This window comes from Shewanella sairae, from assembly GCF_023283535.1.
Classification (GTDB): domain Bacteria; phylum Pseudomonadota; class Gammaproteobacteria; order Enterobacterales; family Shewanellaceae; genus Shewanella; species Shewanella sairae.
In genome coordinates this window covers 25,796-52,458 of record NZ_JAKILT010000037.1, presented here as the reverse complement: position 1 = coordinate 52,458, position 26,663 = coordinate 25,796, and the positions used below count along the sequence as shown (strand labels likewise).

Annotated in this window: 27 protein-coding genes; 9 read left to right on the top strand and 18 right to left on the bottom strand. The window is 44.6% G+C overall.

Annotated elements, in window-relative coordinates:
• The first annotated feature begins 392 nt into the window (after positions 1-392).
• Positions 393-848 (top strand): RNA recognition motif domain-containing protein, encoded by a 456-nt coding sequence (locus L2748_RS15390; RefSeq protein WP_220780962.1) that lies wholly within the window; start codon positions 393-395, stop codon positions 846-848.
• Between the two features lie 13 nt (positions 849-861).
• On the opposite strand, the gene murI is transcribed toward L2748_RS15390, so the two are convergent.
• Entirely contained in the window at positions 862-1,665 is an 804-nt protein-coding gene (gene murI, locus L2748_RS15385; RefSeq protein WP_220780961.1) for a glutamate racemase, read from the bottom strand.
• A 198-nt stretch (positions 1,666-1,863) separates the two neighbouring features.
• Here murI and trmA point away from each other — a divergent pair, with 198 nt between their 5' ends.
• Positions 1,864-2,961, top strand: coding sequence for a tRNA (uridine(54)-C5)-methyltransferase TrmA (gene trmA / locus L2748_RS15380; RefSeq protein WP_220780960.1), 1,098 nt, complete (start codon positions 1,864-1,866; stop codon positions 2,959-2,961).
• 71 nt (positions 2,962-3,032) lie between these two features.
• Here the strand turns inward: trmA and fabR are convergent, their stop codons facing one another.
• Positions 3,033-3,647, bottom strand: coding sequence for an HTH-type transcriptional repressor FabR (gene fabR / locus L2748_RS15375; protein WP_202723586.1), 615 nt, complete (start codon positions 3,645-3,647; stop codon positions 3,033-3,035).
• Between the two features lie 138 nt (positions 3,648-3,785).
• Between fabR and L2748_RS15370 the strand changes: the two genes are divergently transcribed.
• From L2748_RS15370 to mnmH, 3 genes are all read left to right on the top strand, one after another.
• A complete protein-coding gene (locus L2748_RS15370; protein ID WP_220780959.1) occupies positions 3,786-4,892 on the top strand; it encodes a fatty acid desaturase in 1,107 nt (368 codons plus the stop codon).
• Positions 4,893-5,080: 188 nt separating this feature from the next.
• Positions 5,081-6,121, top strand: coding sequence for a selenide, water dikinase SelD (selD, locus tag L2748_RS15365; RefSeq protein ID WP_220780958.1), 1,041 nt, complete (start codon positions 5,081-5,083; stop codon positions 6,119-6,121).
• On the top strand, positions 6,121-7,218 hold the full coding sequence (gene mnmH / locus L2748_RS15360) for a tRNA 2-selenouridine(34) synthase MnmH (protein WP_220780957.1): 1,098 nt from the start codon (positions 6,121-6,123) through the stop codon (positions 7,216-7,218). The genes selD and mnmH overlap by 1 nt, the downstream gene beginning before the upstream one ends.
• Positions 7,219-7,255: 37 nt before the next feature.
• Here the strand turns inward: mnmH and L2748_RS15355 are convergent, their stop codons facing one another.
• Genes L2748_RS15355 through nudE form a run of 4 tightly spaced genes read right to left on the bottom strand, consistent with a single transcriptional unit; the run spans position 7,256 to position 10,787 of the window.
• Positions 7,256-8,920, bottom strand: a complete 1,665-nt coding sequence (locus L2748_RS15355) for an MFS transporter (RefSeq protein WP_220780956.1) — start codon at positions 8,918-8,920, stop codon at positions 7,256-7,258.
• Positions 8,921-8,925: 5 nt separating this feature from the next.
• Complete coding sequence (locus tag L2748_RS15350; RefSeq protein WP_220780955.1) at positions 8,926-9,387, bottom strand: GNAT family N-acetyltransferase; 462 nt, start codon at positions 9,385-9,387, stop codon at positions 8,926-8,928.
• Positions 9,380-10,189 carry a 3'(2'),5'-bisphosphate nucleotidase CysQ gene (cysQ, locus tag L2748_RS15345; RefSeq protein ID WP_220780954.1) on the bottom strand — a complete coding sequence of 270 codons (810 nt, stop codon included), beginning with the start codon at positions 10,187-10,189 and terminating at the stop codon, positions 9,380-9,382. Before cysQ ends, L2748_RS15350 begins: the two co-directional genes overlap by 8 nt.
• Before the next feature lie 43 nt (positions 10,190-10,232).
• The gene (gene nudE / locus L2748_RS15340) at positions 10,233-10,787 is read right to left on the bottom strand and encodes an ADP compounds hydrolase NudE (RefSeq protein WP_220780953.1); all 555 of its coding nucleotides are present in this window, start codon (positions 10,785-10,787) and stop codon (positions 10,233-10,235) included.
• 98 nt (positions 10,788-10,885) lie between these two features.
• Here nudE and yrfG point away from each other — a divergent pair, with 98 nt between their 5' ends.
• A complete protein-coding gene (gene yrfG / locus L2748_RS15335; protein WP_220780952.1) occupies positions 10,886-11,554 on the top strand; it encodes a GMP/IMP nucleotidase in 669 nt (222 codons plus the stop codon).
• Positions 11,555-11,617: 63 nt separating this feature from the next.
• On the opposite strand, the gene L2748_RS15330 is transcribed toward yrfG, so the two are convergent.
• The 12 genes from L2748_RS15330 to gspC form a co-directional block, all read right to left on the bottom strand.
• Entirely contained in the window at positions 11,618-12,376 is a 759-nt protein-coding gene (locus tag L2748_RS15330) for a type II secretion system protein N (protein ID WP_220780951.1), read from the bottom strand.
• 9 nt (positions 12,377-12,385) lie between these two features.
• The gene (locus L2748_RS15325) at positions 12,386-12,862 is read right to left on the bottom strand and encodes a type II secretion system protein M (protein ID WP_220780950.1); all 477 of its coding nucleotides are present in this window, start codon (positions 12,860-12,862) and stop codon (positions 12,386-12,388) included.
• 1 nt (position 12,863) lies between these two features.
• Positions 12,864-14,054, bottom strand: coding sequence for a type II secretion system protein GspL (gene gspL, locus L2748_RS15320; protein ID WP_220780949.1), 1,191 nt, complete (start codon positions 14,052-14,054; stop codon positions 12,864-12,866).
• A 46-nt stretch (positions 14,055-14,100) separates the two neighbouring features.
• Entirely contained in the window at positions 14,101-15,081 is a 981-nt protein-coding gene (gene gspK / locus L2748_RS15315; RefSeq protein ID WP_220780948.1) for a type II secretion system minor pseudopilin GspK, read from the bottom strand.
• 2 nt (positions 15,082-15,083) lie between these two features.
• On the bottom strand, positions 15,084-15,809 hold the full coding sequence (gene gspJ / locus L2748_RS15310; RefSeq protein ID WP_220780947.1) for a type II secretion system minor pseudopilin GspJ: 726 nt from the start codon (positions 15,807-15,809) through the stop codon (positions 15,084-15,086).
• The gene (gspI, locus tag L2748_RS15305) at positions 15,790-16,161 is read right to left on the bottom strand and encodes a type II secretion system minor pseudopilin GspI (protein ID WP_220780946.1); all 372 of its coding nucleotides are present in this window, start codon (positions 16,159-16,161) and stop codon (positions 15,790-15,792) included. The genes gspJ and gspI overlap by 20 nt, the downstream gene beginning before the upstream one ends.
• 2 nt (positions 16,162-16,163) lie before the next feature.
• Complete coding sequence (gspH, locus tag L2748_RS15300; RefSeq protein WP_220780945.1) at positions 16,164-16,757, bottom strand: type II secretion system minor pseudopilin GspH; 594 nt, start codon at positions 16,755-16,757, stop codon at positions 16,164-16,166.
• A 1-nt stretch (position 16,758) separates the two neighbouring features.
• On the bottom strand, positions 16,759-17,193 hold the full coding sequence (gspG, locus tag L2748_RS15295) for a type II secretion system major pseudopilin GspG (protein WP_202723570.1): 435 nt from the start codon (positions 17,191-17,193) through the stop codon (positions 16,759-16,761).
• A gap of 67 nt (positions 17,194-17,260) precedes the next feature.
• Positions 17,261-18,484 (bottom strand): type II secretion system inner membrane protein GspF, encoded by a 1,224-nt coding sequence (gene gspF / locus L2748_RS15290; protein WP_220780944.1) that lies wholly within the window; start codon positions 18,482-18,484, stop codon positions 17,261-17,263.
• Between the two features lie 3 nt (positions 18,485-18,487).
• A complete protein-coding gene (gspE, locus tag L2748_RS15285; RefSeq protein WP_220780943.1) occupies positions 18,488-20,059 on the bottom strand; it encodes a type II secretion system ATPase GspE in 1,572 nt (523 codons plus the stop codon).
• Entirely contained in the window at positions 20,052-22,187 is a 2,136-nt protein-coding gene (gene gspD / locus L2748_RS15280; protein ID WP_220780942.1) for a type II secretion system secretin GspD, read from the bottom strand. Before gspD ends, gspE begins: the two co-directional genes overlap by 8 nt.
• 81 nt (positions 22,188-22,268) lie before the next feature.
• Positions 22,269-23,186, bottom strand: coding sequence for a type II secretion system protein GspC (gspC, locus tag L2748_RS15275; RefSeq protein ID WP_220780941.1), 918 nt, complete (start codon positions 23,184-23,186; stop codon positions 22,269-22,271).
• A 270-nt stretch (positions 23,187-23,456) separates the two neighbouring features.
• Here gspC and hslR point away from each other — a divergent pair, with 270 nt between their 5' ends.
• The 3 genes from hslR to L2748_RS15260 all read left to right on the top strand — a co-directional run bounded on the left by hslR (position 23,457) and on the right by L2748_RS15260 (position 26,553).
• A complete protein-coding gene (gene hslR, locus L2748_RS15270; protein ID WP_220780940.1) occupies positions 23,457-23,855 on the top strand; it encodes a ribosome-associated heat shock protein Hsp15 in 399 nt (132 codons plus the stop codon).
• Between the two features lie 28 nt (positions 23,856-23,883).
• The gene (hslO, locus tag L2748_RS15265) at positions 23,884-24,744 is read left to right on the top strand and encodes an Hsp33 family molecular chaperone HslO (protein WP_220780966.1); all 861 of its coding nucleotides are present in this window, start codon (positions 23,884-23,886) and stop codon (positions 24,742-24,744) included.
• Between the two features lie 252 nt (positions 24,745-24,996).
• Entirely contained in the window at positions 24,997-26,553 is a 1,557-nt protein-coding gene (locus tag L2748_RS15260) for a phosphoenolpyruvate carboxykinase (RefSeq protein WP_220780965.1), read from the top strand.
• The last annotated feature ends 110 nt before the right edge of the window (positions 26,554-26,663 follow it).

Genomic DNA, 26,663 nt, shown 5'->3' with positions numbered 1-26,663 from the left:
TTTGTTCACTCTCGTGTAAACAACCATCATTCGAAGCTCTTAAAGCGATTGTCACCTGAGGCTAATTTCCGTAGAAGTTAATCTCTCTAACGCTGTGCGCTGGCTAGTTGCCTGCTTCACCGTGTCAGTGGGGTCGCATTATAGGGAGATTCGAAAAGAGCGCAAGCGCTTTTTATCAAATAAATGTTCGCCTGCTGAAGTTTTCTACAGCACCCCATTTTTAGCTTATTTATCCTACTTTTTATGACTAAATCTGCAGCAGTTTTGTGCTAGGTTATAGATAAAGTTCATTTTTTCAGCAACACACTAGTCTATTGGCTAATAATTCATTACCATATGGCAGGTTATTAACAGTTAGTTATCAATTCATTTATTCTTTAGAGATTATATTTATGCAGAAGTCATTCTTGATCGTCTTGGCCGTAGCCATTATAGGTGCACTCGCTATTTTTCAAATCGCACCGGATCTAAACGGCGCCATTGCTTTCTTTACTGGTGCTATTATCGCGAGCGTTATTTTTTCTCTTCAATCTAAAGCAACTGCTTCTACAGCAAGCAGCAATGAACCATATAGTGGTCCAACTATGACACTATATGTAGGTAATCTTCCTTATCGTGTACACGAAGGCGAAGTTAAAGCGCTATTTGGTGAGTTCGGTCCAGTTAACTCTGTACGTTTGGTTCGTGATCGTAAGACTGGTCGTCGTAAGGGATTTGGATTTATTGAGATGTCAGAAGCTGGCGCTAAAAAAGCGATGGCAAAACTGAATGAATTCGACTTCCAAGAAAGAACATTAAAAGTGCGTGAAGCTAAGTCTCAAGATTCAGATAAAAGTGACAACGCATAATAGTGGTATATAGCTAACCTTGATTAGCTGAAGAGCGTGACACTATAGTAGTGAAGCCTTTTTCAGCTAGTCGGGTTGTTAACCCCTCATTAATCCCCTCTGTAGTATAAACAGCTGACCAATGCTTTTGTTGCTGAGTTCTTGCTGTACTTCCTAGTTGGTCCAACAAAAAGCACACTCGCTGCGCAACCGCTTTACCTGAATCTAATAATGTAACGCCCAGCCCTAATACTTGCTGGATTTCTTTAGCAACGATTGGAAAGTGAGTACAACCAAGCACTAATGTATCCAAATTGGTTAGTTGAATTGGTTTTAGTTGCTCAGCCAGCTTTACGAGATCTATCTCTTCACCTGCGAGTTTGCCTTCAGCTAGCATCACTAACTCCGAAGAACCAAACAGATCAACCTTACAACCTTCAGCGAATTGCTCAATCAGCTCTCTAGTGTAAGAGCGTTTTATTGTGCCCGGTGTTGCTAGCAATCCTATATGGCGTGCTTTTGATAATTGCGCCGCAGGTTTTATTGCTGGTACCACACCGACAATAGGAATAGAGAGTTGCGATCTTAATGCTGGCAATACTAAAGTACTGGCAGAATTACAGGCAACAACGACCATACTGGCATTGATCCGTGCGACTTGCTCACAGATAAGCTCGACACAACCTGCAATTAATACTGACTCTTCTAGCTCACCATAGGGCAAACGTGCATTGTCGAATAGATAGCAATAACTTTGGTCTGGCAGTGCTGTTCTTATTTCATCGAATATGGATAAACCACCAATGCCCGAATCAAAAATTAGAATAGGTCCCGACAAAAGTATTCTCCACGATAAGCTAAAAACAGATGAGTTTGTGTGAGTTGAGCTGCTTAAACATAGCGACAAGCAGCAAGATTAACTATATTGCTTTAGAATTTTCCCACAAGCTAGGTAAAATCGGAAGCTAGAAACTGGACATCCCAGCTATCTAGTATAATATTCCGCCCCTAATTTAATGCCTACGGTGATCAAAATATGAATTTAGCAGCAATGGATCCTACAACCTATGATGTGCAGCTCGAAGCGAAGCGCGTCAAGTTAACTCAGTTATTTGCTGATTTTGACACTCCAGAGCTTGAAACATTTAGCTCAGAGCCTGCTAATTACCGTATGCGTGCTGAATTTCGTGTTTGGCATGAAGGCGAAGATCTTTACTATTATATGTTCGATAAAGAACTCAACAGTAAAGTGCGTTGCGATCAATTCCTACCTGCTAGCGAATTAATTAATAAAATGATGCCTGCTTTAGTTGAACTACTAAAACCAAACACCATTTTACGCCACCGTTTATTCCAAATTGATTTTTTGTCTACCTTAAGTGGTGAAATCTTAGTATCACTGCTTTACCACAAGCAGCTTGATAGCGAATGGGAACAGCAGGCTAAAATTCTAAAGCAAACACTTAGTACTCAGTTTAACGTTAACTTGATTGGCCGCGCCCGTAAGCAGAAAATCATCTTTGATAAAGACTTCGTTGTTGAGTCACTCAATGTTGCAGGAAAGCAGTTACAGTACCATCAAATTGAAAACAGCTTCACTCAGCCTAACGGTAAAGTGTCAGTAAAAATGCTTGAGTGGGCAATTGATGTTACTAAGAACAGTACCGGCGACTTATTAGAGCTTTACTGCGGTAACGGCAACTTCTCTATCGCGTTAGCACAAAACTTTGACCGTGTATTGGCAACTGAACTTGCTAAGCCATCGGTTGAGTCTGCTCAGTACAATATTAAAGTAAACCAAGTTGAGAACTTGCAGATCATCCGTATGTCTGCCGAAGACTTCACTGAAGCGATGGCTAAGAAGCGTAGCTTTAGACGCTTAGAAGGCATCGATTTAGATAGCTATAACTGCAATACCATTTTCGTGGATCCTCCACGTGCAGGTTTAGATGCAGATACCGTTAAGTTAGTACAAGGCTATGAGCGTATCGTTTATATCTCATGTAACCCGCATACTTTGCTTGATAACTTAAACGAACTGAGCAAAACCCATAACATCACTCGTTTTGCATTGTTTGATCAGTTCCCTTATACCGACCATATGGAGTCAGGTGTATTTCTTGAAAAGAAATAGATCACCACACCATTAGCAGTAACCAAAAACGGCATCCTAAGGATGCCGTTTTTGGTTAAGTCATTTACAGACTACTTCTGTTCTTTTTTATGCTGTAAGGCCTCTGCGCCTTTAGCAATCATATGCAACTGAATCACTAAACGATCAGCCAGAATTTTACGGTCTGCACGCTTCATATCTAATGCGGCGGCACCAGCGTTAAACACCAAAGTCACTAACGCCTCTGCTTGCGCATGGGCTAACTCAGGTGAACGATTAGCGGTTGCCTCTGTATAATGCGCCAATTCAGAAATAAAATGCTCGATTTCCCGAGCCACAGCGCCTCTAAAAGGTGCTGACGTTCCTGAACGTTCATGCAACAGAATACGAAATACGTTTGGGTTCGATTCAAGCACTTCCATAAAGGTTTCAACAGAAATACGAATCACACTACCGCCAGCTTCGGCACGTTGACGCCCTTTACGCATCATCTGCCTAAGGGTTAAACCACCTTCATCAACCATGGTTAAACCCAGTTCATTCATATCTTTAAAGTGGCGATAAAAAGAGGTGGGAGCAATATTCGCTTCACGTGCAACTTCACGCAAACTCAGGCTAGAAAAGCTACGTTCAGCACTTAATTGACTAAATGCCGCATCGACAAGTGCCCGCCGCGTTTTCTCTTTTTGTTGTGCTCTAATGCCCATGTTGAACCTACTTACATTGATTATGCTTCGAATAATAACGCTTTTTTACACAAAACGCAGCATCAACAAACTTGACCGAGATCACTATCCACGCTAAATTAGCGTACAGATGTACGCTCAAAGAGAGATAGAACAATAATGAAAAAACCTCCAATCATCTGGATGAATGTGAGTCTGTTTACCATCACATTTGCCTGTGCTGTAATTTTTGTACCTTGGTACGGCATTGCTCATGGATTCGAAGCTATCGAATGGATAGCATTTGTCGTATTAGCTTTTGCTAGTGGCTTATCAATCACTGGCGGCTACCATAGACTCTGGTCTCATCGCACCTACAAAGCCCACGCTTCAATCCGATTTTTATATGCTCTAGGTGGTGCGCTCGCCCTGCAAAATAGCGCCTTGCACTGGTCTTCTGATCATCGAGTGCACCATAAGCATGTCGATAATAACGACAAAGATCCTTACTCTGCCAAGATGGGATTTTGGTACAGCCATATCGGCTGGATGCTACGTGAATATCAGTCACAGCGTTACCATGATTACAAAAACGTCCGTGATCTACAGAATGATAAAATTGTGATGTGGCAACACAAATACTATCTGCCACTACTACTGATCATGAACTTTGGTCTACCGATACTATTAGGATGGCTTAATGGTGACATTCTCGGCATGCTACTGTTAGCTGGACTGTTGCGTTTAGTCGTTGTGCATCACTGTACCTTCTTTATTAACTCTTTAGCGCATATCTGGGGCTCACAGCCGTATACAGATAAAAATACCGCTCGCGATAATGGCTTCTTGGCGCTGTTAACCTATGGCGAGGGTTATCACAACTACCATCATATTTTTGAAAATGACTACCGTAACGGTATTCATTGGTGGCAGTACGACCCAACTAAGTGGCTAATTGATAGCTTAGCATTGGTAGGCTTAGCAGGTAGCCGCCGCGTGGTGCCGCAAGAAAGAATTGAACATGCACGCCTGCAAATGCAGCTGAAACGCACCCAGAATAAGGTGGCACACTTACCAAATAGTGAAGAGCTAATTGAAAAGCTGCAAGCTGAGTATGAAACACTAAAAACGCACCTTGCTGAATATTACGCAGCTAAAAAAGCATTGCTCGAAGCCAAGCGTCAACAGTTGGCAGATAAACACCTATTAAGCCAAGTAAAAGAGTTAAAGTTGCGCTTCAAGCAGCAACAAAAAAATTGGCATAGCTTAACCGCCAGTTTCAGTTAACCTCTACATAAACCAAAGCCGCTATTACAGCGGCTTTTTTGTTTATTGGGTCATGATTTACCAATTCAGACAAAAATAGCGCAATGCAATCTGGCTCAGGTCTCAACTTGTACTTGAGGCCGATTGAAGTCGCCGAGTTATGGGTCTATTATGATCGGCTACTTACCTTTTTAGGGCGATTTAAGCTCATGTCAAATTCAGAAATCAAACTTACCGAATATAGCCACGGCGCCGGCTGTGGTTGCAAAATATCACCAAAAGTATTGGGGACTATTCTTGCCACTCAACTACCTGTTTTTGATGACCCTAATTTACTGGTAGGTAACCAGACACGTGATGATGCTGCAGTTTATAAACTTAACGACACCACAGGCATTATCAGCACTACCGACTTCTTTATGCCAATCGTCGACGACCCATTTACCTTTGGCCGCATTGCAGCGACCAATGCCATCAGCGATATCTACGCTATGGGCGGCACACCTATGATGGCGATTGCCATTTTAGGTTGGCCGGTGAATAAACTGCCTGCAGAAGTGGCTCAAAAAGTAGTTGATGGTGGCCGTAAAGCCTGTGCTGACGCAGGTATTATGCTAGCCGGTGGTCACAGTATTGATTCGCCAGAACCTATCTTTGGTTTAGCTGTAACCGGACAAATTCCATTAGAAGAGCTCAAGCAAAACGATACCGCTAAAGCCGGCGATAAGCTGTACCTGACTAAGCCGCTAGGAATTGGTATTTTAACCACAGCGCAAAAGCAAAAGAAACTTGCCGATGCAGATCTAAATACGGCAGCCGAAGCTATGTGCCAGCTTAATATACTTGGACCTAAAATCGCTAAAATCCCTCAAGTTAACGCACTAACTGACGTAACAGGCTTCGGCCTTGCGGGACACTTACTTGAGATGTGTCACGGCGCAGACCTTAACGCCAAGATTGATGTGAGTTTATTGCCGTTGCTACCAAACGCACGTCACTACCTAGAGCTAGGTTGTATCCCTGGTGGCACTCATAGAAACTTCGATAGCTATGGTGAACATCTACCAACGCTGACCGACGAACAAAAAGCGATTATTTGCGACCCACAAACCAGCGGCGGATTGCTTATTGCAGTTGCCGAAGAAGGCAAAGCTGCACTAACTGCTCTACTCGCAGAAAACGGCATTGAGCCTATTTGTATTGGTCAGCTAATTGAAAATAATGCGGGTAAAACCGTGGAGCTGATTTAATGTCACTCAATAAAGTGCGTGCCAGCGAATATCGCCGCATACTCGTTAGTGATCATCCCATCATGGATGCGCGCGCACCGGTAGAGTTTGAAAAAGGCGCCTTTCCAGCCAGCGTGAATCACCCTTTAATGGAAGACGAAGAACGCCGCTTAGTGGGCACTTGCTATAAAGAGCAAGGCCAACAAGCGGCAATCGAGTTAGGCCATTCTCTGGTTCATGGTGATGTGAAGCAGCAAAGAGTTGCAGCCTGGATTAAGTTCTTTAACGACAATCCCCACGGCTACATTTATTGCTTTCGCGGTGGTTTGCGCTCTCAGTTAACTCAGCAATGGATTAAAGAAGCTGGCTTAGATATTCCTTTTATCGAAGGCGGCTACAAAGCCATGCGTCAGTTTCTGATTGAAACTATTGATAATGCGCCACAAGTTAAACCAATGCTCATTTTAAGCGGCATTACTGGCAGTGGTAAAACGGACTTCTTACTCAAGCGAAAAGAAGCCGTCGATCTTGAGGGCATCGCCCACCATAGAGGCTCAAGCTTTGGTCGTTACCATGAAGGGCAACCTAGCCAGATCAACTTTGAAAACGCGTTAGCAGTAGCACTACTAAAACACCAAGACAGCGATGCAAAACATCTGTTACTCGAAGATGAAAGCTACCTAATTGGCCGCTCAGCCCTGCCTCAAGCATTTTATGCTGGTATGCAGACTGCCAATGTATTGGTATTAGAAGAGTCGTTAGACGCTCGCTTAGCGCGCCTGTTAAACGAATATGTACACAAGATGCATAGTGGTTATATTCAGAGATTAGGCGAAGAGCAAGGATTTACCGCTTTTGCAGAATACCTAGCCCAAAGTATTACAGGAATTAAAAAGCGCCTTGGCAATAAGCAGCATGATGAGTTTCAAGCTATTATCACTAACGCCTTAGCTATCCAGCAAAGCCAAAATGATACCACCGCACACTTAGAATGGATTGAGTTGCTATTGGTCAAATACTACGACCCAATGTATCAATACCAAATTGATAAAAAGGCCGAACGAATTATCTTTAAAGGTGATCATCAGGCAATGCACCAATGGCTCGATAATTTATAAAAAGCACGCTCACTGGCAGACTATCACTTCGAGTAGTCTAGGCTGTTAGTGGGCTTAATTTTATCCGCAGTTTGCGATGATAACTGTGCTCGAACGTCAGTTGCACATATTGATAATCCAACAAATACCCGCCCGAGCGGATCGGTTCAAGCTCCGTATATTTAACACAAATAACGCTATCGACATCCATATCGTCTTGATTGCCTGATAACTGCCAACATAGGCGCCCTCGACTCAGTACGCCACTCTTGTCAGGTAAGGAGTTAACTAGCTGCTGACTAAAGTGCATAGGATGATTAAAACAGCCATAGATCACCGCTAAATCACGCCCAGCGAGATTGTCGACCACGACAATTAATTTAGGCTGACGATGTAAGCCATTAAGATCATCCAGCTCAACATAGCGCCTTATGCGACGATGATAATAACTACTCACGCTCAAGGGTAATTCAGACCAAGTAAAAAACAATAAGCCTAGCACCAGCAGATTAGTGACGGCCAAAACCAAGAATAGTTGCTCAATTTGCCACTGCAATACATTTAGCGTGAACATGGCAAACAACGCTGAGCTCACCATAAACAACGCATTAATAATATTATTGCTAGCGATTGCTTGCGCGCACTCACCGTCTTTCGCCCGAGCTTGAATATACGTGTACAGCGGTACGATGAATAAGCCGCCGCCAACGCCTATCATAAACAAATCAACCATAAGCCGATAATGGCTCGCCTCTGCTACAAAACTTTGCAAGTGATACAAAACATCCATTTGCGGTTTAGCGGGCAATGCAAAGTATAGGTCGATACCAAACCCTGCCAGTAAGACCAAGCCTAACGGCATAATGCCCAACTCAACCCTTTTGCATGACAAGCGTTCACACATAAAAGATCCGACTGCGATACCCACCGAAAATAGCAACAATAACAAAGACACCACTGTTGGGTCAGCGTGTAGCGTAATACGCGCAAAATTAGGAAATTGAGTCAGATAGGTTGCACCGACAAACCAAAACCAACTAATGGCTAAAATCGCCACCCAAATACCCGGAGTGCGACGTGCCTTGTTAATATTGGCAAGTGTTGCGCTAACAATAGAAAAGTGCGGCTTTTGCGTAGAGTGGGCCGGAATGCTTGGGATAAACCTGCTTGTAAACACCCCAATCAAAGCCAAGATAAATACACTGGCTGCCGCCCAATCCGTCGCATTGTTACTGGCGACAATCAACCCGGCAGAAATCGTTCCCGCTAAGATTGCGAGAAAGGTTCCCATCTCAACCCAGGCATTACCCGACACGAGTTCACTGTTATCCAGCACTCTTGGCAACAAAGAATACTTTACCGGTCCAAAGTATGCCGACTGTACGCCCATTAAAAATAACAGTAACAACATCACCATGTAGCTGTGACTAACAATCGCAAATACCGCGAACGACATGATCACTAACTCTAGTAGTTTTAATCTGCGGATTAGTGCGGATTTATCGACATAGTCAGCAACCTGGCCAGCGTGGGCGGAAAACAGTAAGAAAGGTAGGATAAATAAACCCGCCGCCAAGTTAACAAACAGGTTTACATCTATAGGTAACTCATCGACTTGGGAGTAAGCGACTAAGAGCAGCAGCACATTCTTAAATACATTATCGTTCAATGCGCCAAGGCATTGAGTGACAAAATAAGGTAAGAAGCGCCGGCTCAATAACATCAGTGTTAGGTGTGCTCCGCTTTCGCAAAGCGCATCAATAACCTTGGCTCACCTTTACCAAAGTAGTCAGCCTCAAAGCCATGCTCAATAAAACCATGGCGAGCATATAGCGCTTTAGCTGGATTGTCTGGTGCAACGGTTAGCTGCAAATAGTTAACCTCGGCCGGCAAGGTGCTGATCAGTCGTGAGATTAGCTGCCCGCCAATGCCCTGACCACGAGCAGTATCGGCGACAGCAACGGATAAGACCCAGTTGGTATCAATTTCTGCACTCGTCGATGCCAACAGATAGCCGAGCACAGAGCCTTGGCTTTCTTTAGCGATCAAAAAGCCATTAGGCCAGCAATCTAATGCTTGTCTAAAGAAAAAATCAGGGTAGCTATGCCCAGCAAAACATTGCTGTTCGAGGGCATCAATTGCGATTAGGTCTGATTTAGTCGCAAGGCAAAACTCAACCGCATCATTCATTGATTAAGATTTGATCCCATTCTAAAGCAGGAGATCCCACCACGATAAAGTTAGGGTTTTCTAAAGACTCACGCTCATTATAAGTTAATGGCTGCAGATTAAGATCCATGATTTGACCACCCGCCTCTTCAACAATAATTTGCGCAGCGCCTGTGTCCCACTCACCTGTTGGGCCAATACGTACGTAGCAGTCAGCGCGACCTTCTGCAATTAGGCAACTCTTTAACGCTGCGCCGCCTAGTACCACTAATTCACAGTGTTTATCTTGATTGAAGAGTTTAATCACTGACTTAGGATCTTGGCGGCGACTGACTGCTAAGCGCAGTGAATCTGAGTCATTGGTTAGCTGTTTACTACTAATGCGCACTTCGACGCCGTCTTTACGCTTGTAGGAACCTAATCCTGCAATGCCGTAATAACAAACTTCAGTCATCGGTGCATATACTACGCCCATAATCGGGCGATTATGTTCTACTAACGCGATAATCACTGAGAAGTCACCGCTGCCAGCGATAAACTCACCGGTACCATCGAGTGGATCCACTAACCAATAGCGTTGCCAGTCACAGCGGTCCGCAAAGGGGATGTCAGCATCTTCTTCTGAAAGAACAGGAATGTCTGGCGTCAACTCTGTTAGGGCGCGGGTAATAATTTCATGGGCAGCGAGATCTGCAGAGGTCACCGGTGTATTGTCAGACTTTATCTCACGCTCAAATTCACCTTTTTGGTAAATATCACGGATCTTTTTACCTGCAAGCGTGGCAATTTCAATGACTTGATCTACATAATTCTCTGGCTTCATAACTACTCCAACAGCCTAATACCCATGACCTACGTCGATTTGACTAACTTAGTTGTAGATGTTTTTGCGCTAAAAATAAAGCACTTACACTACGAGATTCGGAAAAATCTTCTTCATTCAACAAATCTTGCCAATTTGCTAGCGGCCAAGTCACCATATCAATCGGCTCTGGCTCGTCGCCTTCTAAACGACTTTCATAAAGATCTTCAGCAATAAAAATCTGCATTTTACTGGCAAAATAACCCGGTGCTAAGCTTAGCTCCATTAAATGAGTTAGCTTTTTAGCGCCGTAACCAATCTCTTCTTGAAGCTCTCGATTAGCCGCTTCATGGGCTTCTTCACCCGGATCGATTAGCCCTTTGGGAAAGCCCAGCTCATAGCTATGAGTACCTGCAGCATATTCTCGCCCAAGCAAGAGTTGATTGCCATTAAGCACAGGCACCACCATCACCGCACCACGATTATTGCCTTTCATACGCTCATATTGGCGTTCTACTTGGTTAGAAAATCTTAGGTGCACTTGTTCAATTTGAAACAGTCGGCTTTGTGCAACGACTTCAGCGTGCAAAATTTCCGGTTTCTGATTTTTTTTAGTCATACACATCCCAGTGCCGCTGCCGACTTGTCATTTAATTCAGTATAATCTTACTATTGTTCACCCAATCTACAACATGAATTTTCTAGGATCAGCTAACTATGTTTCCATGGACAGAAATTGACACCGTTTTGCTCGATATGGATGGTACGCTTTTAGACCTGCATTTCGATAATCATTTTTGGGTGCAGTTGATCCCTAAAGTACTCAGCAAACAACGCAATATCTCATTACAAGAGGCGAGTGATTGGGTTGAAGCATGCTATACCAGTGTGGCAGGCACCCTTAACTGGTATTGCTTAGAGTATTGGGAGCAGCAGATGGGGCTGGATATCATGGCGCTGCACCGCACGCTAGCTGAACGCATTCAAATGCGCCAAGACAGTATGCCGTTTCTTGAGGCTTTGCAGCGTGCGGGTAAATCTCGCATCTTGGTCACCAATGCTCACCCTAAAAACCTAGGATTGAAACTAGAACATACCGATTTAGCCTTAGGCCTCGATGCGATGATCTCCAGCCATGAAACGGGTTACCCAAAAGAGCATCCAGAATTTTGGCGAGAGCTATTTGAGCGTTTTAATCTTGAGCCAAGTCGCTGCCTGTTTATCGATGACAATGAAGCTATTTTGCATGCAGCTAAACTTGCAGGCGTAGGTTACCAGCTGGGGATAGCAAACCCAGATAGTCAAAAGCCAAATAAGGTGTTTGATGACTTTCCTGCTATTGAAGATTATCACCACTTGCTTGACGAGCTGCTGCAGCAAAAGTAGAGCATCAGCAACAGAAAAGGCGCTATATCAGCGCCTTTGTAAACTCTATCAAAAATGCTCTAACTAGATAGGTAATCGGCCTTGATAAGTTATCGGATAATAACCTTGGCTATCCTTTTTACCTAAGAAAGATAGCGCCTTTTTCAAGTCATCCGGCTGAGTGTTCACTTCGCGGATTTTGGCGTTAACTTGCACCATTTTTTGATCCGCCAGAACAATTGTTCCATCCAAACCTAAGCCATTTAACTTCTCATCTGTGGTCAATTCTACTTTGCCATCAAGACATGCTAGGCCTAGCGCAATATCACCCAGTGGGTATTTACCAAACTGGTTAGTGACATTCACTTGGTTTAAAAACAACTTACCAGATAACTGCTCACACCAAGGTAAACCTTGCTCAAACGTATCAACTAGCACACTTAAATCGCCATTGATTTTGGTTCTAAAAGGTAAGTTAGTACGTCCTAACAAAAAGCTACTTGGCGCTTCAAATCTTAAGCCTGAGGCATCGAGCCCCGACATTGAATATGCGATAGTACCTTTACCATTAACCGCACTAGCACGGCTACCAATCACTACATCAGCTTTAACCGTGCCAGTTAACAGCGACAGTACATTTAGATCCCAAGTAATCATTTCGACTTGGCGTTTTTGTACGCTAAGCATATCAATGCTACCTGCCCAAATAGTACCGGATACACCACTAATTGTGACATTACTTGGCAATGGAGCCAGCTTTACCGCCATACTTGCCGGAAACAACACCACTAAAAATACTAAGTAGATTAAAAAGCCTAACGCTATCTTTTTTGCTAATTTCACCACAACACCTTATTTCGACAGCTGAATACGACGCACATTAACGTAACCAGGAGTATCTGATTCAGCTAAGTCTAAACTCTCTAATGACAAGCCTTTATTTTGCACCAGCTCGTTAAGATAGTTCAGCAACGTATCGAATGGCACTTCGTCCATCCATACTTGAATTTTATTGCCTTGAGGTTGCATACGGGTAATCTCGAGCCCAAATGCACCTGCTGTTTGGTTAACTGCAGCGCTCAAACTGCCTCTAAACGCATTACTGCTACCACTTTGCTTTAGGCCTGCAATACGGTTGGCGGTTTGCTTAACGTAGTTCAGCGTGCTTTGCTGACCTTCAAGATTACGCTGCGCTTCAGCTTCAGCATTGGCAATTGGTGTCCAAACACCCCAATACAAAATACCAATAACTAACACCACACCACAGGCAGACACCATCTGCTTTTCACGCAAAACTAAGCCGTTCCACCAAGCTTTAAAGTTTTCCATCTTATTTGCTCCTTATGGTTAAGGTGCTGGTGACTTCTGACTCACCGCTATTCATGGCACCGCCAGTCAGCTGATAAGAACTCGCAATGATCTCTTTAAACTTTTCAATTTGCTCGTAGTTTTTAGCCGTTACTTGCATACGAATCTCACTACGATTGCTGTCAAAACGCAGCGTCGTTGGCTTAAGTGCAGGCACTTGTGCAAAGGCTTCTTGCATGCCGCTAAGCATGACAAAGAACTCACTACCACTGCCGCCACCTTGCAAGGTGCGCACATAACTGCCCATTTGTGAGCGTAGGTTAACCACCCGTGAGCTACCCGGTACAACCTGCTTATAAATTTGCTCGCTTTGCGCTTTTATTTCATCAGCAGCAGTATTCATTTGGTGAATGTTTAAGCCTTTATTGACCAAGGCCAATACCACCACAACAGCAAATGCAATAGCTGCATTACGCCATAATAGTAAGTGCTTACCGTATTCTTTCTTTGGCTTATAAACACCCGACAATAAATTCATTGGCGCATTGAGTATGCCTTTAGCTAAAACCAGCATCGGCAAATCAAGCGGCTGAACTTTAACGTCAGTGCCTGTAAGCTGCAGTTCGGTATAGCCAGCAACGGTTGTTTGCGTGCCAGTTGTTGGCAGCAACTGCGGCAGTGCCATATCCAGCCAGCCTTGGCTTAAGCTCACACCGTTGCCCGCTCCCGTTCGCAATAATACTTCATTGCCAAAGCGCATAGCGGCCCAATCGCACTCAGCCAGCGGCAGCGCTAAACAATCAGGAACAATACACTTAGCTTTAAGCCCTGCATCGCTAAGCCACTCGATCCACATTTGCATCTGCTCATGTGCAACCACAGCAATACTTAAGGCATCGCCATTACGTGGGCCAGTCACAAAATGCAGCTCATCAACATTTTGCGCTAAATTTTCTTCCAGCATAAATGGCAGCGCTTTAATTGCTTGGCGTTGGCTTTTTTCTGGTAGATCGACTTCGGTTAGCGTAATGCTTGATGCTGGTACTAATACGTCTACACCGCGATTACCCGCTCTTTCAGTAAGAGTCGATAGTGCACTGGCGTTACTAAGTTCGCCAGAACCTATAATTTCTTGTTCCTGCTCAGACCAAACGAGCCAAGAGCATGATTGCTCGGCGGTTTGCCCTAATCGGATAAATAGTCTTTCACTCACTGATTTATCTCCACGAGTCTCTCTAATTTCAATTAAAGGACTGTTGTTATTTTTGCCCACCAAACTGGCGAGATAACACTTCTAATTTTTTACTGTCGCCGTAAAGCACGCTTTCTAACCTAAATACCGCGGTATCAACTTTCGCGCCGGCATCGAGGAGGAAGTACTTACTCGTTACCCCAAAGCTCGACTTAAGCTTGGCGTCCCCCGCGAGTGATGCCACTGATGAGTTCTCCCAGAATTCATCAATTTTATCGTAACCATCTATCGGTCGCTGATTGATGATACTTTCAGCTTCACCAACAGAAATCTTGTTATCGAACATGCCCGCGAGTATCGCTGCGTGCTCAACAGGCACAGTATTAACGTTCAGCACCTGGGTGGTATTACCCGGAATAGCACACACATACGGTGCTAACTTCAAATACACATCTTGGGTAAAGCCCATCACGGCCCGCAATTCACTCTTATGGCTCATCAAGGTATTGGCTGCGCGATAAGGCACATTACGCGACTCATATTCGGCGTCTTCAGCGCCATAAGGCCCTGCCACAGTATCTTCATCGATATAATCTTTAAGCGTGTGCGCTAAGCGCTCAGCGGCAAACTCATCCATGCCTAATGCAACCAATAAACCTTTAAACTGCACCGCTGGCAATGGTAGTTTGGGCTGACCATTTTCCACTTTTTCGCTCTCTGCCGATAACGAGTTAACGTTAAAGCAGGCGCGCATATCACTAATCTTGCCAGCAATCTCACCTTTTTCGGCTGGAAATATTACATCGGCCAAGGCCCAATACTGCTGCAAATGCACAGTATCTGAATCTTCTAAATCTTGTTTCAGTACTTTTTTAGCTATCTCTTCAGCTGAAATGGCATACCAAAAAGCTTGATCGTACTGCGCCATATTCAAAGTGCGTCGAACCGATAACTGATTACGCGAAGTAATGTTAGTGGCAATAATTGCCACCATAGCCACAATCAGCAACACGACAATAAGAGCGACCCCACGTTGTTTAGAAGGCATAATTACTCTCCCCCACCTTGGCCGTTGTCGTCATCAGGCTTAGAGTCGTCATTATCCTTGTTATTGCCGCCGTTATTATTACCGTCGTTGTTGCTGCCATCATTACTGCCAGCAAGCGCGCCTTGGGGAACTAAAAACTTGCGCTGAACCTTACCGATATCTTCAAATTCAATTTCGATTGCGATGGCTTTTGGCAGCTTGGTCGCGTCAGTTTTTCGCTCCCACTTATCATCGGCAAAGAACGCGTACTCAACTGAAATGACTTTATCCATAATCATGGTTTTAATCGGCTCTGCACCAAACTCAGGCTCAGGGTATGGGTAATACCAACGCTGTAACTTGCCGTCCATCACTACATAAGCCACCGACTGCAAGCTGCCTCTTGGCAGCAGTCCGTCAGGATTTAACCAACCTAAGCGAAAAAACACTAATGACTCTGATTCCGAGTCGAGCATATTACTGCCAGTTTGAAATACGGTGGTGCCTCGTCCACCCTCAAGCAATCTTGGTGTACGCGCTACCATCTGATTCAAATCACGCTCAATAACCCCAAAACCTTGCTGCATCGCCTTTAGCTTGGTGGCAAACTCTCGGGTAGCCGTATCGTTTTTCATCACTGTGCTTAACACTGTATTTGCCGCTAAACCTAGCATGGCAAAAATCGCAATCGCGATAAGCATTTCAAGCAGCGTAAAGCCGCGCGCCGCCTTAATCTGCTTTAAGTACATAACTGCTCACCTCAGCAATGGTGCGAGTAAACCGTTCATCATCGCTAATACTAATGCGGATCATTCTAAAGTTATCATCGGTCGTTTTAATGACCTCTTTACGCCAATACCATTCTTGATTGGCCAGTTCGACTTGGCCGTCTTTACGACCAATTTCAGGAAACTTGGGATCCAGTCGCGCATCAACCATTTGGTTATGTGCCACCCATTGCGCCATGGTGCGCTCTTCTAAAATGGGCATATTGGCAATCTGCTCACCAAGACTTTTGGTGATCGACACTGCGGCAATGGAGAACACGGCTAATGCTACGATCACCTCTAGCAAGGTCATGCCTTTTTGTTTAATCGACATGGTTATAAGACTTCTTCATCTTCAAAGCCCATGCGTAAACGCCCAAGTGAATCACCCACTACCATGACTTCAATATCCTGCTGCGTTTCGTCTTCGCTCACAAATGACAACTCAAACGCGCTCATTTCGCCACTTGGGAAAAGTAAAATTTGTGGCTCAGGAAACTTCTTCTTATCTTCGGCTGATTTTTCAATTAATGGTTCATCGAACCACGAATCTTGTTCTTCATCTTCTTGCACTAAAGGTAAGCCATCTAGCACCAACACCATCTCAACGCCGGGCTCCATTTCACGCTCAACCAACAAACGATCTTGTTGTAATGGTTGCCACTTACCTTCGTCGTAAAACACATACTTATAGCTGGTGTCTTCGATAACAATGCCAACGAAGTGGCCGCTTAGCACAGTTTCATCGAGCACCATTTCAGTGGCTAACATAAACTGTTGCGCAGTGCGCTCAAGCGCCTGCTGTTTGCCTGCACCGCCCATACCTAAGGTGACAGCCGTTGCCGCTAGCCCCATAAGCAAAACAACCAGCAACACCTCCATTAAGGTGAAGCCGGTTTGGCGCGCTAAGTTAGTTCGCGGCAAGATCATCTTATTGGAAGTTCTGTAGGTTCCAGTTACCAATATCGTCTTCAGTACCTGGCTGGCCATCTGGACCTGAGCTGAAGATATCTAACTTACCGTTTTCACCTGGGCTCAAAAGCAGGTAGTCATTGCGCCATGGATCTTGTGGTAAACGCTTAACGTAACCATCTGCACGGTAGTTACGTGGCTCAGGCGAGATAGTTGGCTTTTGCACTAAGGCTTCAAGGCCCTGCTCTGTAGTTGGATAAACGCTGTTATCTAACTTGTACATGTCCAACGCATTTTCTAATGCAACGATATCTGAAACCGCTTTTTGTTGGTCGGCTTTATCTTTGTTACCCATCAAGTTAGGTACCACCATAGACGCTAGGATACCCAAAATAACAATAACCACCATGACTTCTAAAAGGGTAAAACCTTTTTGCTTATTACGTGTTTGCATTAACAAATTCCTTAAACTAAAAATCTCATGCTTCACGTGACAACTGTGTTGCCACTAGCGGTGAGTATTAACCACTAATCATATTATTCAGCGCCAAAATTGGCTGAAGAATAGCTAGAACAATAAACAGAACCACTGCGGCCATACTAACAACCAGCATAGGTTCAAACACCCCAAGAGCAATCGTCACATTAGACTCAAACTCTCGGTCTTGGTTATCGGCGGCGCGCTCAAGCATTTGCTCAAGTTGACCACTTTTTTCACCAGAGGTAATCATATAGAGCATCATTGGCGGAAAAAGTTTGGTATTGGCTAAAGCCGCGCCCAAACTTGTGCCCTCGCGCACACGCAATGTTGCATCTTCAACTGCCGCTTTGACCCTTACGTTGACCAATACGTCGCTAGCAATACGCATTGCATCAAGCAAAGGTACCGAGCTGGCAGTTAAGATACTTAATGTACGGGCAAAACGTGCGGTATTAAGGCTTTTACTCACCTTGCTGATCACCGGTAAACGCAGCAACATACTGTCGTATTTCATGCGGTTTTTCGGCGAGACTAATAAGCGCTTAGCAATAAAGAACAAGCCGATAATTACGCCTAATACAATTAGACCGTAATCACGGATAAAATCTGACGATGCTATTAGCAGCTCGGTAGTCCAAGGTAACTCTTGACCCATATGCTCAAACTGACCAACTACCTGCGGCACTACTGCGGCAAGCAAGATAGCAATGACACCAATGGCTACTACGGTAAGCACGATTGGGTAAATCATCGCTTGGGTCATTTTGCTTTTAAGTTGCTGACGACGTTCTGTGTAATCTGCTAGACGATTAAGCACCACTTCTAAATGGCCAGATTTTTCACCTGATGCCACCATCGCACGGTACAACTCATCAAAAATATGTGGAAACTCAGCCATTGAGTCAGCAAGGCTATAACCTTCAACAACACGGGAACGCACAGCCATAATCATACTGGCAAGACGATCTTTCTCGCACTGTTGCCCCACCGCTTTTAGCGCCTCTTCGACAGGCAAGCCTGCTGCTACTAAGGTGGCGATTTGGCGAGTGATCAACGCGAGCTCAGCGGTAGAAATACCACGCTTTAAAAAGCTCAATCCCGAAGATTTTGCCTTACTTTCTTTTTCTACCACTGGTGTAATCTCCAGTGGCATTAAGCGTTGCTCTCTGAGCTGAGTTCGAGCGTGACGGGCAGTATCAGCCTCAACCACACCCTTTTGCTGTTTACCGGTTTTATCTAAGGCTTTATATTCAAATGCTGGCATGGCTTACTCCTCTCGAGTGACACGCAGCACTTCTTCAAGGGTAGTTTTACCCGCAAGCACTTTACTCATACCGTCATGTCGAATACTCGGCACAGACTGACGAATATACTTTTCAATTGCTAATTCACCGCGACCCGTATGGATCAGCTCACGCACGTTATCGTCAACAACCAATAATTCATGAATACCGGTACGACCACGGTAGCCATTATGACCACATGCCTGACAACCTTTAGCGCGGAAAATCACCCGCGTATCGTCAGCTGTAATGCCGAGTAACTCACGTTCACGATCATCCGGTGTGTGCTCTTCCTTACAGCTAGGACACAAGGTACGGATCAGACGCTGCGCAAGCACACCAAGCAGACTTGAAGACACAAGGAAAGGTTCAACGCCCATATCTTGCAAACGGGTAATCGCACCTGATGCTGTATTGGTGTGCAAGGTTGAAATAACCATGTGACCAGTAAGTGATGCCTGTACCGCAATTTGTGCAGTTTCAAGATCTCGAATTTCACCAATCATTACCACATCTGGATCTTGACGTAGAATTGCACGTAGACCACGGGCAAATGTCATGTCGACCTTAGTGTTAACTTGGGTTTGGCCAATGCCTTCAAGCTCATATTCTATCGGGTCTTCAACCGTTAGAATGTTAGTGTCTTTTGAATTTAGCTCAGTAAGACCCGCATACAAGGTGGTACTTTTACCCGAACCAGTTGGGCCGGTCACCAGAATAATACCGTGCGGACGACGGATAAGTTCATCAAACTTATGGCGCACAGACTCCGTCATACCTAACTGCTCTAAATCCAAGTTACCGGCATTTTTGTCTAATAGACGCAGCACTACACGCTCGCCATGGCTCGATGGCATGGTTGATACACGCACATCTACCGCTCGCCCGGCGATACGCAGTGAAATACGGCCATCTTGTGGCACACGCTTCTCAGCAATATCTAGACGCGCCATCACTTTGATACGTGATACCAATAACGATGACAGCTTACGGTTAGGCTTAAGTACCTCTTTCAAAATGCCGTCCACACGGAAACGTACGACTAATTGCTTTTCGTAAGTCTCAATATGGATATCAGAAGCTTCTTCTTTAATTGCTTCAGAGAGTAATGCGTTGATTAACTTAATAATCGGTGCATCATCATCACCTTCAAGCAGATCTTCTGTTTGCGGTAGCTCTTCGGCAAGCGTGAACAAGTCCATCTCGTTACCGATATCTTCCATCATCTGCTGCGCTTCTGACGAATTAGCCTGATAAGCTTGAGTTAACCGCGACTCAAATGCTGCGTCTTCTAGCTTAATCAGCGGTAGCTCTTTACCACAGTAACGGCGCACTTCTAGTAGTGCGCTCAATGGCGTGCTTTGCGCATGATACAACGACAACTGTTCGTCATCATTAGGCGCTAATGCCACTTTAAATCGATGCGCAAAAGCAAACGGCAAACGTTCTTTGCTGCTTGAATGAAAGACCTGATCGGCCTCTTCTTCAGAAACTCGCCCAAGCTCATTTGAAACTTTGGCTAGCTCTTCATCGGCTTGAATTTGATTTTCAGTCATTGGCAGAATCTTTATCTGTCACGGCCGCATCGGCATCACTATCTTTGCTATTAGAAATGCTCTTTAGCGTTGGATCGGTTTGACGCATCTGTGTATCTAAGCCTTTACCCTCTTTGTAACGATTAAGCACTTCGTTTACATCATCAGGTAGATAGGCTTCTTGATCCCACTCCTCAAGAATTGGCACATCTGTATTAGGCATTAAGTTAACGCCACGCTCTTGCTGTTCAAGCTGCAATGCGCGGAAATAGTTATACTTGCGGCCAGCAATGCCTTCCATGGTAATACCATCACGAATAATGGTTGGCTTAATAAATACCATTAGATTGGTTTTCTTCTTACCGCTTGAAGATGACTTAAACAGATGACCAATAATTGGAATATCACCTAAGAATGGTACCTTCTGCACCGACTCTTGCACTTCCTCTTTGATTAAACCACCTAACACTACGATTTGACCTGAATCAGCCATCACAGTGGTGGTTAAACGACGGGTTGCAAAGGTTACGTCAACGCCTGTTTTACCGTTAATACCAGAGACTTCTTGTTCAATGGTTAGCTTAACAGCGTTACCTTCGTTAACCTGAGGTACCACTTTTAGCTTAACACCCACCTCTTTACGCTCAACGGTTTGGAATGGGTTACTATTACCATTACTTGAATTTTGGCTACCAGTAAGAATGGGCACTTCGTCACCCACAATAAATGAGGCTTCTTGATTATCAAGTGTAGTGATTGAAGGTGTAGCAAGTACGTTTGATTTAGTGTCGCTAGAAACCGCTTGAATAAGTGCACCAAAGTCACCCATAGCCACGCCCCAAGCCATGCCGTTGACTTTACCTAAAGCTTGCGCCAGCAAAGTAATATCGCCTCGAGAATCAGGGTTTTCAGTACAAGTACCGTCATTACAAACCGTAGAACCTTCTTCACCCTGTGCTTGCCAGATACCTGCGCCAATCTCACCAATCGTTGGACCTAAGTTATTAAACTGGGTACCACCACCCGCTTCAGTTGCCCACTGCACACCAAAGCCAACGTCATCGCCTTCACCCACTTCAACAATAATTGCTTCAACAAGCACCTGTGCACGACGGATATCTAGCTGGTTGATCACACTTTCGATGGTACGCATTTGATCAGGTTCAGCACTGATCACCAAGGCATTGGTATCAGTGTGCGCCATAATATTGATTTCGTTACGACGCTTACTGCCGCTACCCGCTTGCGGTGCACCTTTGTCATCAACAAGTTGCTCAGCAAAACCGGTTAGTACTTCAACCAGATCTTCCGCTTTGGCGTAACGCAAGTAACGCACTTTAGTGTTGCCAGTATTGGCCTGCTCAGCATCGAGGTTTTTAATCAACTTAACCACGCGCTCACGACTCTTTTCATCACCACTAACAACAACGGCGTTAGTACGTTCATCGGCAACCACTTTGGGGGCTTGACCAGGCATTTGCGCTTGGTTGGCTGTTGAACGGTAAAGGGTATCAACAATACGCACGATTTCACCCGCAGAGGCGAATTCAAGCTTAACCACCTCAACAGCTGTATCGCCTTGTTTATCAACACGGCGCACAATTTCAACTAACTTGTTAACCACTGCAGCACGGCCTGAGATCATCAACACATTTGATGGGTCGTAGTTAACTACGTTACCGCCACCGGCGTTATCGTTTAACTGACGCAATAGAGGTGCAAGCTGTTTAGCTTCAGTATTATAAAGCGCGACGATACGGGTAACCATCTCGTCACCTAGGCCTGGCGCATTATCATCGGCAACACGGATAGAAGCGGTTTTAGCGTCTTTATCCTTAATAACCTTGATAATGTTGTTGTCCATCTCGACAACGGCATAACCGTAGACTTGAAGTACGTTGAGGAAGAATTGGTAATACTGTTCGTCGTTAAGTAGATCATAACTACGTACATTAATTTTACCGCGAACAGTCGGGTCAACAATAATAGTCCGGTTCAAGTTTTTACCAACAATATTGATAAATTCTTGGATATCGGTGCCCTTAAAGTTAGCCGCATATTGCTCAGACCAAGCGAGTTGTGGCGCTAGTAAAGAAGCTCCCATAACCATACCGGCGATTAGTCTGCGTCTAATCCGCTTATTATTCATTATTATACTTCCCCTAAACCCTTTCGTTGCCGCAAATACCTATGTGTATTACTGCAAATTTTATTGTTATTTCTGCTCAAATTACTCTGGCAGACTAAACATTATTTCTATTAGCTGACCATCACGTTCTACCATTAAGGCAACTTCAGTCATCTCAGGTAGTTGCGCCATCACTTCTAATGCTTGACCCATATCCGTTAGGTCATAACCATTAATTGACTTAGCTAAATCGTTTGCTTTGAAACCAGCTTGCTTAAACAGTTCCCGGTCTTTACCCGAATTGAGACGATAACCCGCAAGTTCGCCACCACTTTTCACCGGTGAGATAGACAAGTAATCTGTAATTTTGCTTGGATCAGCCAAGATTTGTTCACGCGACTGACTCAGTTCAGCAGCCACCGCATGGTTTTGGCGGTTATCGATAGTTTTACCTTTCGATACACTCTTGGCTTTTTGCAGGTGCTGATTCGCCGCGCCATTAGTGTTGTATTCAAGGCCATCGAGCATCAAAGTCTCGTAACGACCACTATTAGTGATAATAATACGATCGGCATAGACTTCTTTTAATGACGCTGAAGTCCCTTTAATTTTATCACCTAAGCTATAAGTATCTTGGCTGCCGCTCGAAGCAATAACCGCTAGGCCTTTCTTTTCAGTGGTTGAGGCAACCACACCTGTCAATTGAATCGACAGCGAAGTTTTAGGCGCATCGGTAATAATCTCTTCAACCGGTGCAGCTTTGGGTTTAGTACCTTGCGCATCTGGCTTACCGAATAAAGAGAGTTGCTGCAGACCAAGTACATTGACTTGGCCGCTAGAATTAGAAGTGACGGGGGTTGGCACCCAGCGCACAGGATCGGAGTTATCTGGAATGAGCTTCCAAGTGATTTGCGCAAGCAAATACAGAGCAATAATCAATCCAAGACTAAATATTGCAGTACTAACAGGCTTTTGGGGCACTCCGGCCGCTTTGGTTAAAAATTTATCTAATAAATCCATATTTATGTGGACCCTCTGTACAGGTCTCTGTTCTGATTATAATAATTTAGCAAAACGGGACTCATGCTAACCCACACAGCTCAGTGCAACAAGCCTATAACAGCAGCAATGTTGGCGATATTTGACCGAATATGCTAACTTTACGCGCCTAAAAAGGGTGTGAAGCCTGCCACTATTCTGCCAGCTAGAGCGTAAAGTTTTGTATATTCTTGCTGAGCTTGTGAAGTTCCCCCTACTTTACTAAAGGTTAAACTACCACTGGAGTCGCTCATGAACGAAAACGAGCAACCGGCAATACAAGTCAGGCTTGATAAATGGCTCTGGGCCGCACGTTTTTATAAAACCCGTGCCATCTCAAAAGAGATGATCAACGGTGGTAAAGTACACTATAACGGCCAACGTACCAAATCGAGTAAATTTGCCGAAATAGGTGCGACAATTAGATTACGACAAGGATATGACGAAAAAGAGATTGTCATAAAAAAACTGTCAGAATATCGCCAAAAAGGGTCTATAGCACAAACCCTTTATGAAGAAACACCGCAGAGTATAGCTAAAAGAGAAACCTATGCCGAGCAACGACGTTTAAACATTCTCAATAACCCAGCTCCCGATCAGAAGCCGGATAAGAAGCAACGTCGTCAAATAATGCGCTTTAAAGAAAGCTAAAAATTGGAAAACTGTTATGACTGAGAAAATGAGTAAAGATAATTTATACCGCTACTTATTCGAAAACGCGAGCGTTCGCGGCGAGCTAGTACAGCTAGAAAGTAGCTACCAAGAAGTGATTTCTGCCCACGAATATCCATTGGCTATTCAAAAAGTATTGGGTGAGTTAATGGCATCAACATCGCTATTAACCGCAACCCTAAAGTTCAGTGGTGACATAAGCATCCAGCTGCAAGGCGATGGCCCTGTGTCACTTGCGGTGATTAACGGCAATAACCTACAACAGCTTCGCGGCGTATCACGTTGGGATGGCGAAATTGCTGATGACGCAAGCCTGCAACAGATGTTTGGTAAAGGCTATATGGTCATTACGCTAACGCCTAATGACGGCGAACGTTACCAAGGTGTAGTTGGTCTAGAGAAAGAGACCTTAGCGGAATGTCTGGAAGATTACTTCCAACAGTCTGAGCAGCTACCGACTAAAATCAAGCTATTTGCAGATACTAAGCAAGCGGCAGGCATGTTCTTACAGGTGTTGCCAACTGATGGCAACCATAATGAAGAATTTGATCACCTATCAATTCTGACTGAAACCGTTAAGCAAGAGGAGTTATTTACCCTTGAAGCGGAAGAAGTCTTACACCGTTTATACCACGAAGAAGAAGTACGCCTATACGAACCTGTAGCGGTTACTTTCAAATGCACTTGCTCAAAAGAGCGCAGCGCTAAAGCAATCCGCACCGTTTCAAAAGAAGAAATCGATGCGATTATTGCTGAACTAGGAAAAGTGGAAATGGGTTGTGAATACTGCAACAGCAAGTATATTTTCGATTCTATCGATATCGAAGCTATCTACGCCAATGCACCAAGCAACGATGTTACTCAGTAAGCATTAATAAACAACCACATAAATAAACAACCACATAAAAGGCGCCGATTAAGGCGCCTTTTTTATGCTTAACATTCAAATACCAACCAATAATACCATCGGTTAAGCACACTTTGATGTCAGTAGTTGTATCTGCAAATCACTTTTTAGCGTTTTTTTTGATCATCCGCACATATTGTGTGCAGCATAAGTTACAATCGGCTAATACATAAAGCTGGCATTAAAGATCAGCAACAGACTATGACCTCAAAGATGGAGACCTTACCTATGGCGGATGGATCAAACCGCGAGTACCTCAACCTTTCAACAGGCCAACTTGTCGAACTTGCGTTAGCACGCGGTGAAGGCGAACTAACAGCAAACGGAGCATTAGTCGCTAAGACTGGAGAACGCTCTGGTCGCTCTCCAAATGACCGCTTTATCGTCAAAGAGCCAAGCTCGGAAGCGGATATCGAATGGGGACCGGTTAACAAGCCTTTTGAAGCCACTGCTTTTAACGCGCTTTGGCAGCGAGTTGAAGCTTACCTAGCCGATAAAGATACTTTCGTGTCAGAGCTCGAAGTAGGTGCCAGTGCAGAGCATTACCAACCCGTTAAAGTCACCACTCAGTATGCTTGGCACCAATTGTTTGCACGTAACTTATTCATCGTGCCACAAGCGTTCAACGCCAGTGACAAGCCAGTGTGGCAGATCATGAACGCACCTGAATTTGAATGTGTGCCTGAGCGCGACGGAACCCATTCTGATGCGACTGTAATTATTAATTTCGCCGAACGTAAAGTGCTACTAGCTGGCCTTAAATACGCCGGTGAAATGAAAAAATCGATGTTCTCAGTACAAAACTTCTTGCTGCCAGCCAAAGGCGTACTGCCGATGCATTGCTCGGCAAACGTCGGCGCAGATGGCGACACCACGTTATTTTTTGGCCTGTCAGGCACAGGTAAAACAACGCTTTCAGCCGATCCTAAGCGTTTTCTTATCGGTGATGATGAACACGGCTGGGCACCTGGTGGCGTATTCAATATTGAAGGCGGTTGCTACGCCAAATGTATCGACCTAAGCCAGAAAAACGAGCCTGTTATCTGGGATGCAATTCGCTTTGGTACCGTGCTTGAAAACGTAGTTACCGATGACAATCGCGTACCTGACTATACCAACTCGAGCTTGACTGAAAACACTCGTGCAGCTTATCCGCTTGAGCATATTGCCCAACGTAAACTCGATAACTGCGGTGCAGAGCCACACGCAGTGGTGTTCTTAACTTGTGACGTGTCTGGCGTTTTACCACCAGTATCTAAGCTAACCAAAGAGCAAGCGGCTTATCACTTTTTGTCGGGTTACACAGCTAAAGTAGGCTCTACTGAAATGGGCTCAACAGCAGCAATTCAGTCAACCTTCTCAACGTGTTTTGGTGCACCTTTCTTCCCACGCCCCGCAGGTGTTTATGCTGAGCTACTGATGAAGCGCATCGAATCTTTTGGCAGCCAAGTTTACCTTGTAAACACAGGTTGGACGGGCGGCCCTCACGGGATCGGTAAACGTTTCAATATTCCAACTACTCGTGCGATCGTCGATGCTATTGTGTCGGGCGAACTAAAAGATGTTGAAACTGAGTACCTAGAGAAACTTAACTTACACGTACCCGTTGCCGTGGCGGGTGTAGATAGCCAGTTACTAAACCCGATTAACACTTGGGAAGATAAAGCTAAGTATGCAGAATTTGCACAGCACCTTGCTGAAAGCTTCCAAGCAAACTTTGAAAAATATCAGGTACCAGATTCAATTAAAGACGCCGGCCCAAACGCATAATCAAAAATGCTCAGACAATAACTAGCCTGTTGTATTGAGTGTGACTCGTTTTGCCAATAAAAATCCCAGCTTAGGCTGGGATTTTTTGTTTAGTTCGAGGCTAGAAGTGC

Coding starts and splice junctions, on each gene's coding strand:
- L2748_RS15390 (WP_220780962.1), top strand. CDS start 393: ATGCAGAAGTCATTCTTGATCGTCTTGGCCGTAGCCATTATAGGTGCA.
- trmA (WP_220780960.1), top strand. CDS start 1,864: ATGAATTTAGCAGCAATGGATCCTACAACCTATGATGTGCAGCTCGAA.
- fabR (WP_202723586.1), bottom strand. CDS start 3,647: ATGGGCATTAGAGCACAACAAAAAGAGAAAACGCGGCGGGCACTTGTC.
- L2748_RS15370 (WP_220780959.1), top strand. CDS start 3,786: ATGAAAAAACCTCCAATCATCTGGATGAATGTGAGTCTGTTTACCATC.
- selD (WP_220780958.1), top strand. CDS start 5,081: ATGTCAAATTCAGAAATCAAACTTACCGAATATAGCCACGGCGCCGGC.
- mnmH (WP_220780957.1), top strand. CDS start 6,121: ATGTCACTCAATAAAGTGCGTGCCAGCGAATATCGCCGCATACTCGTT.
- L2748_RS15355 (WP_220780956.1), bottom strand. CDS start 8,920: ATGTTATTGAGCCGGCGCTTCTTACCTTATTTTGTCACTCAATGCCTT.
- L2748_RS15350 (WP_220780955.1), bottom strand. CDS start 9,387: ATGAATGATGCGGTTGAGTTTTGCCTTGCGACTAAATCAGACCTAATC.
- cysQ (WP_220780954.1), bottom strand. CDS start 10,189: ATGAAGCCAGAGAATTATGTAGATCAAGTCATTGAAATTGCCACGCTT.
- nudE (WP_220780953.1), bottom strand. CDS start 10,787: ATGACTAAAAAAAATCAGAAACCGGAAATTTTGCACGCTGAAGTCGTT.
- yrfG (WP_220780952.1), top strand. CDS start 10,886: ATGTTTCCATGGACAGAAATTGACACCGTTTTGCTCGATATGGATGGT.
- L2748_RS15325 (WP_220780950.1), bottom strand. CDS start 12,862: ATGGAAAACTTTAAAGCTTGGTGGAACGGCTTAGTTTTGCGTGAAAAG.
- gspK (WP_220780948.1), bottom strand. CDS start 15,081: ATGCCTTCTAAACAACGTGGGGTCGCTCTTATTGTCGTGTTGCTGATT.
- gspJ (WP_220780947.1), bottom strand. CDS start 15,809: ATGTACTTAAAGCAGATTAAGGCGGCGCGCGGCTTTACGCTGCTTGAA.
- gspI (WP_220780946.1), bottom strand. CDS start 16,161: ATGTCGATTAAACAAAAAGGCATGACCTTGCTAGAGGTGATCGTAGCA.
- gspH (WP_220780945.1), bottom strand. CDS start 16,757: ATGATCTTGCCGCGAACTAACTTAGCGCGCCAAACCGGCTTCACCTTA.
- gspG (WP_202723570.1), bottom strand. CDS start 17,193: ATGCAAACACGTAATAAGCAAAAAGGTTTTACCCTTTTAGAAGTCATG.
- gspF (WP_220780944.1), bottom strand. CDS start 18,484: ATGCCAGCATTTGAATATAAAGCCTTAGATAAAACCGGTAAACAGCAA.
- gspE (WP_220780943.1), bottom strand. CDS start 20,059: ATGACTGAAAATCAAATTCAAGCCGATGAAGAGCTAGCCAAAGTTTCA.
- gspD (WP_220780942.1), bottom strand. CDS start 22,187: ATGAATAATAAGCGGATTAGACGCAGACTAATCGCCGGTATGGTTATG.
- gspC (WP_220780941.1), bottom strand. CDS start 23,186: ATGGATTTATTAGATAAATTTTTAACCAAAGCGGCCGGAGTGCCCCAA.
- hslR (WP_220780940.1), top strand. CDS start 23,457: ATGAACGAAAACGAGCAACCGGCAATACAAGTCAGGCTTGATAAATGG.
- hslO (WP_220780966.1), top strand. CDS start 23,884: ATGAGTAAAGATAATTTATACCGCTACTTATTCGAAAACGCGAGCGTT.
- L2748_RS15260 (WP_220780965.1), top strand. CDS start 24,997: ATGGAGACCTTACCTATGGCGGATGGATCAAACCGCGAGTACCTCAAC.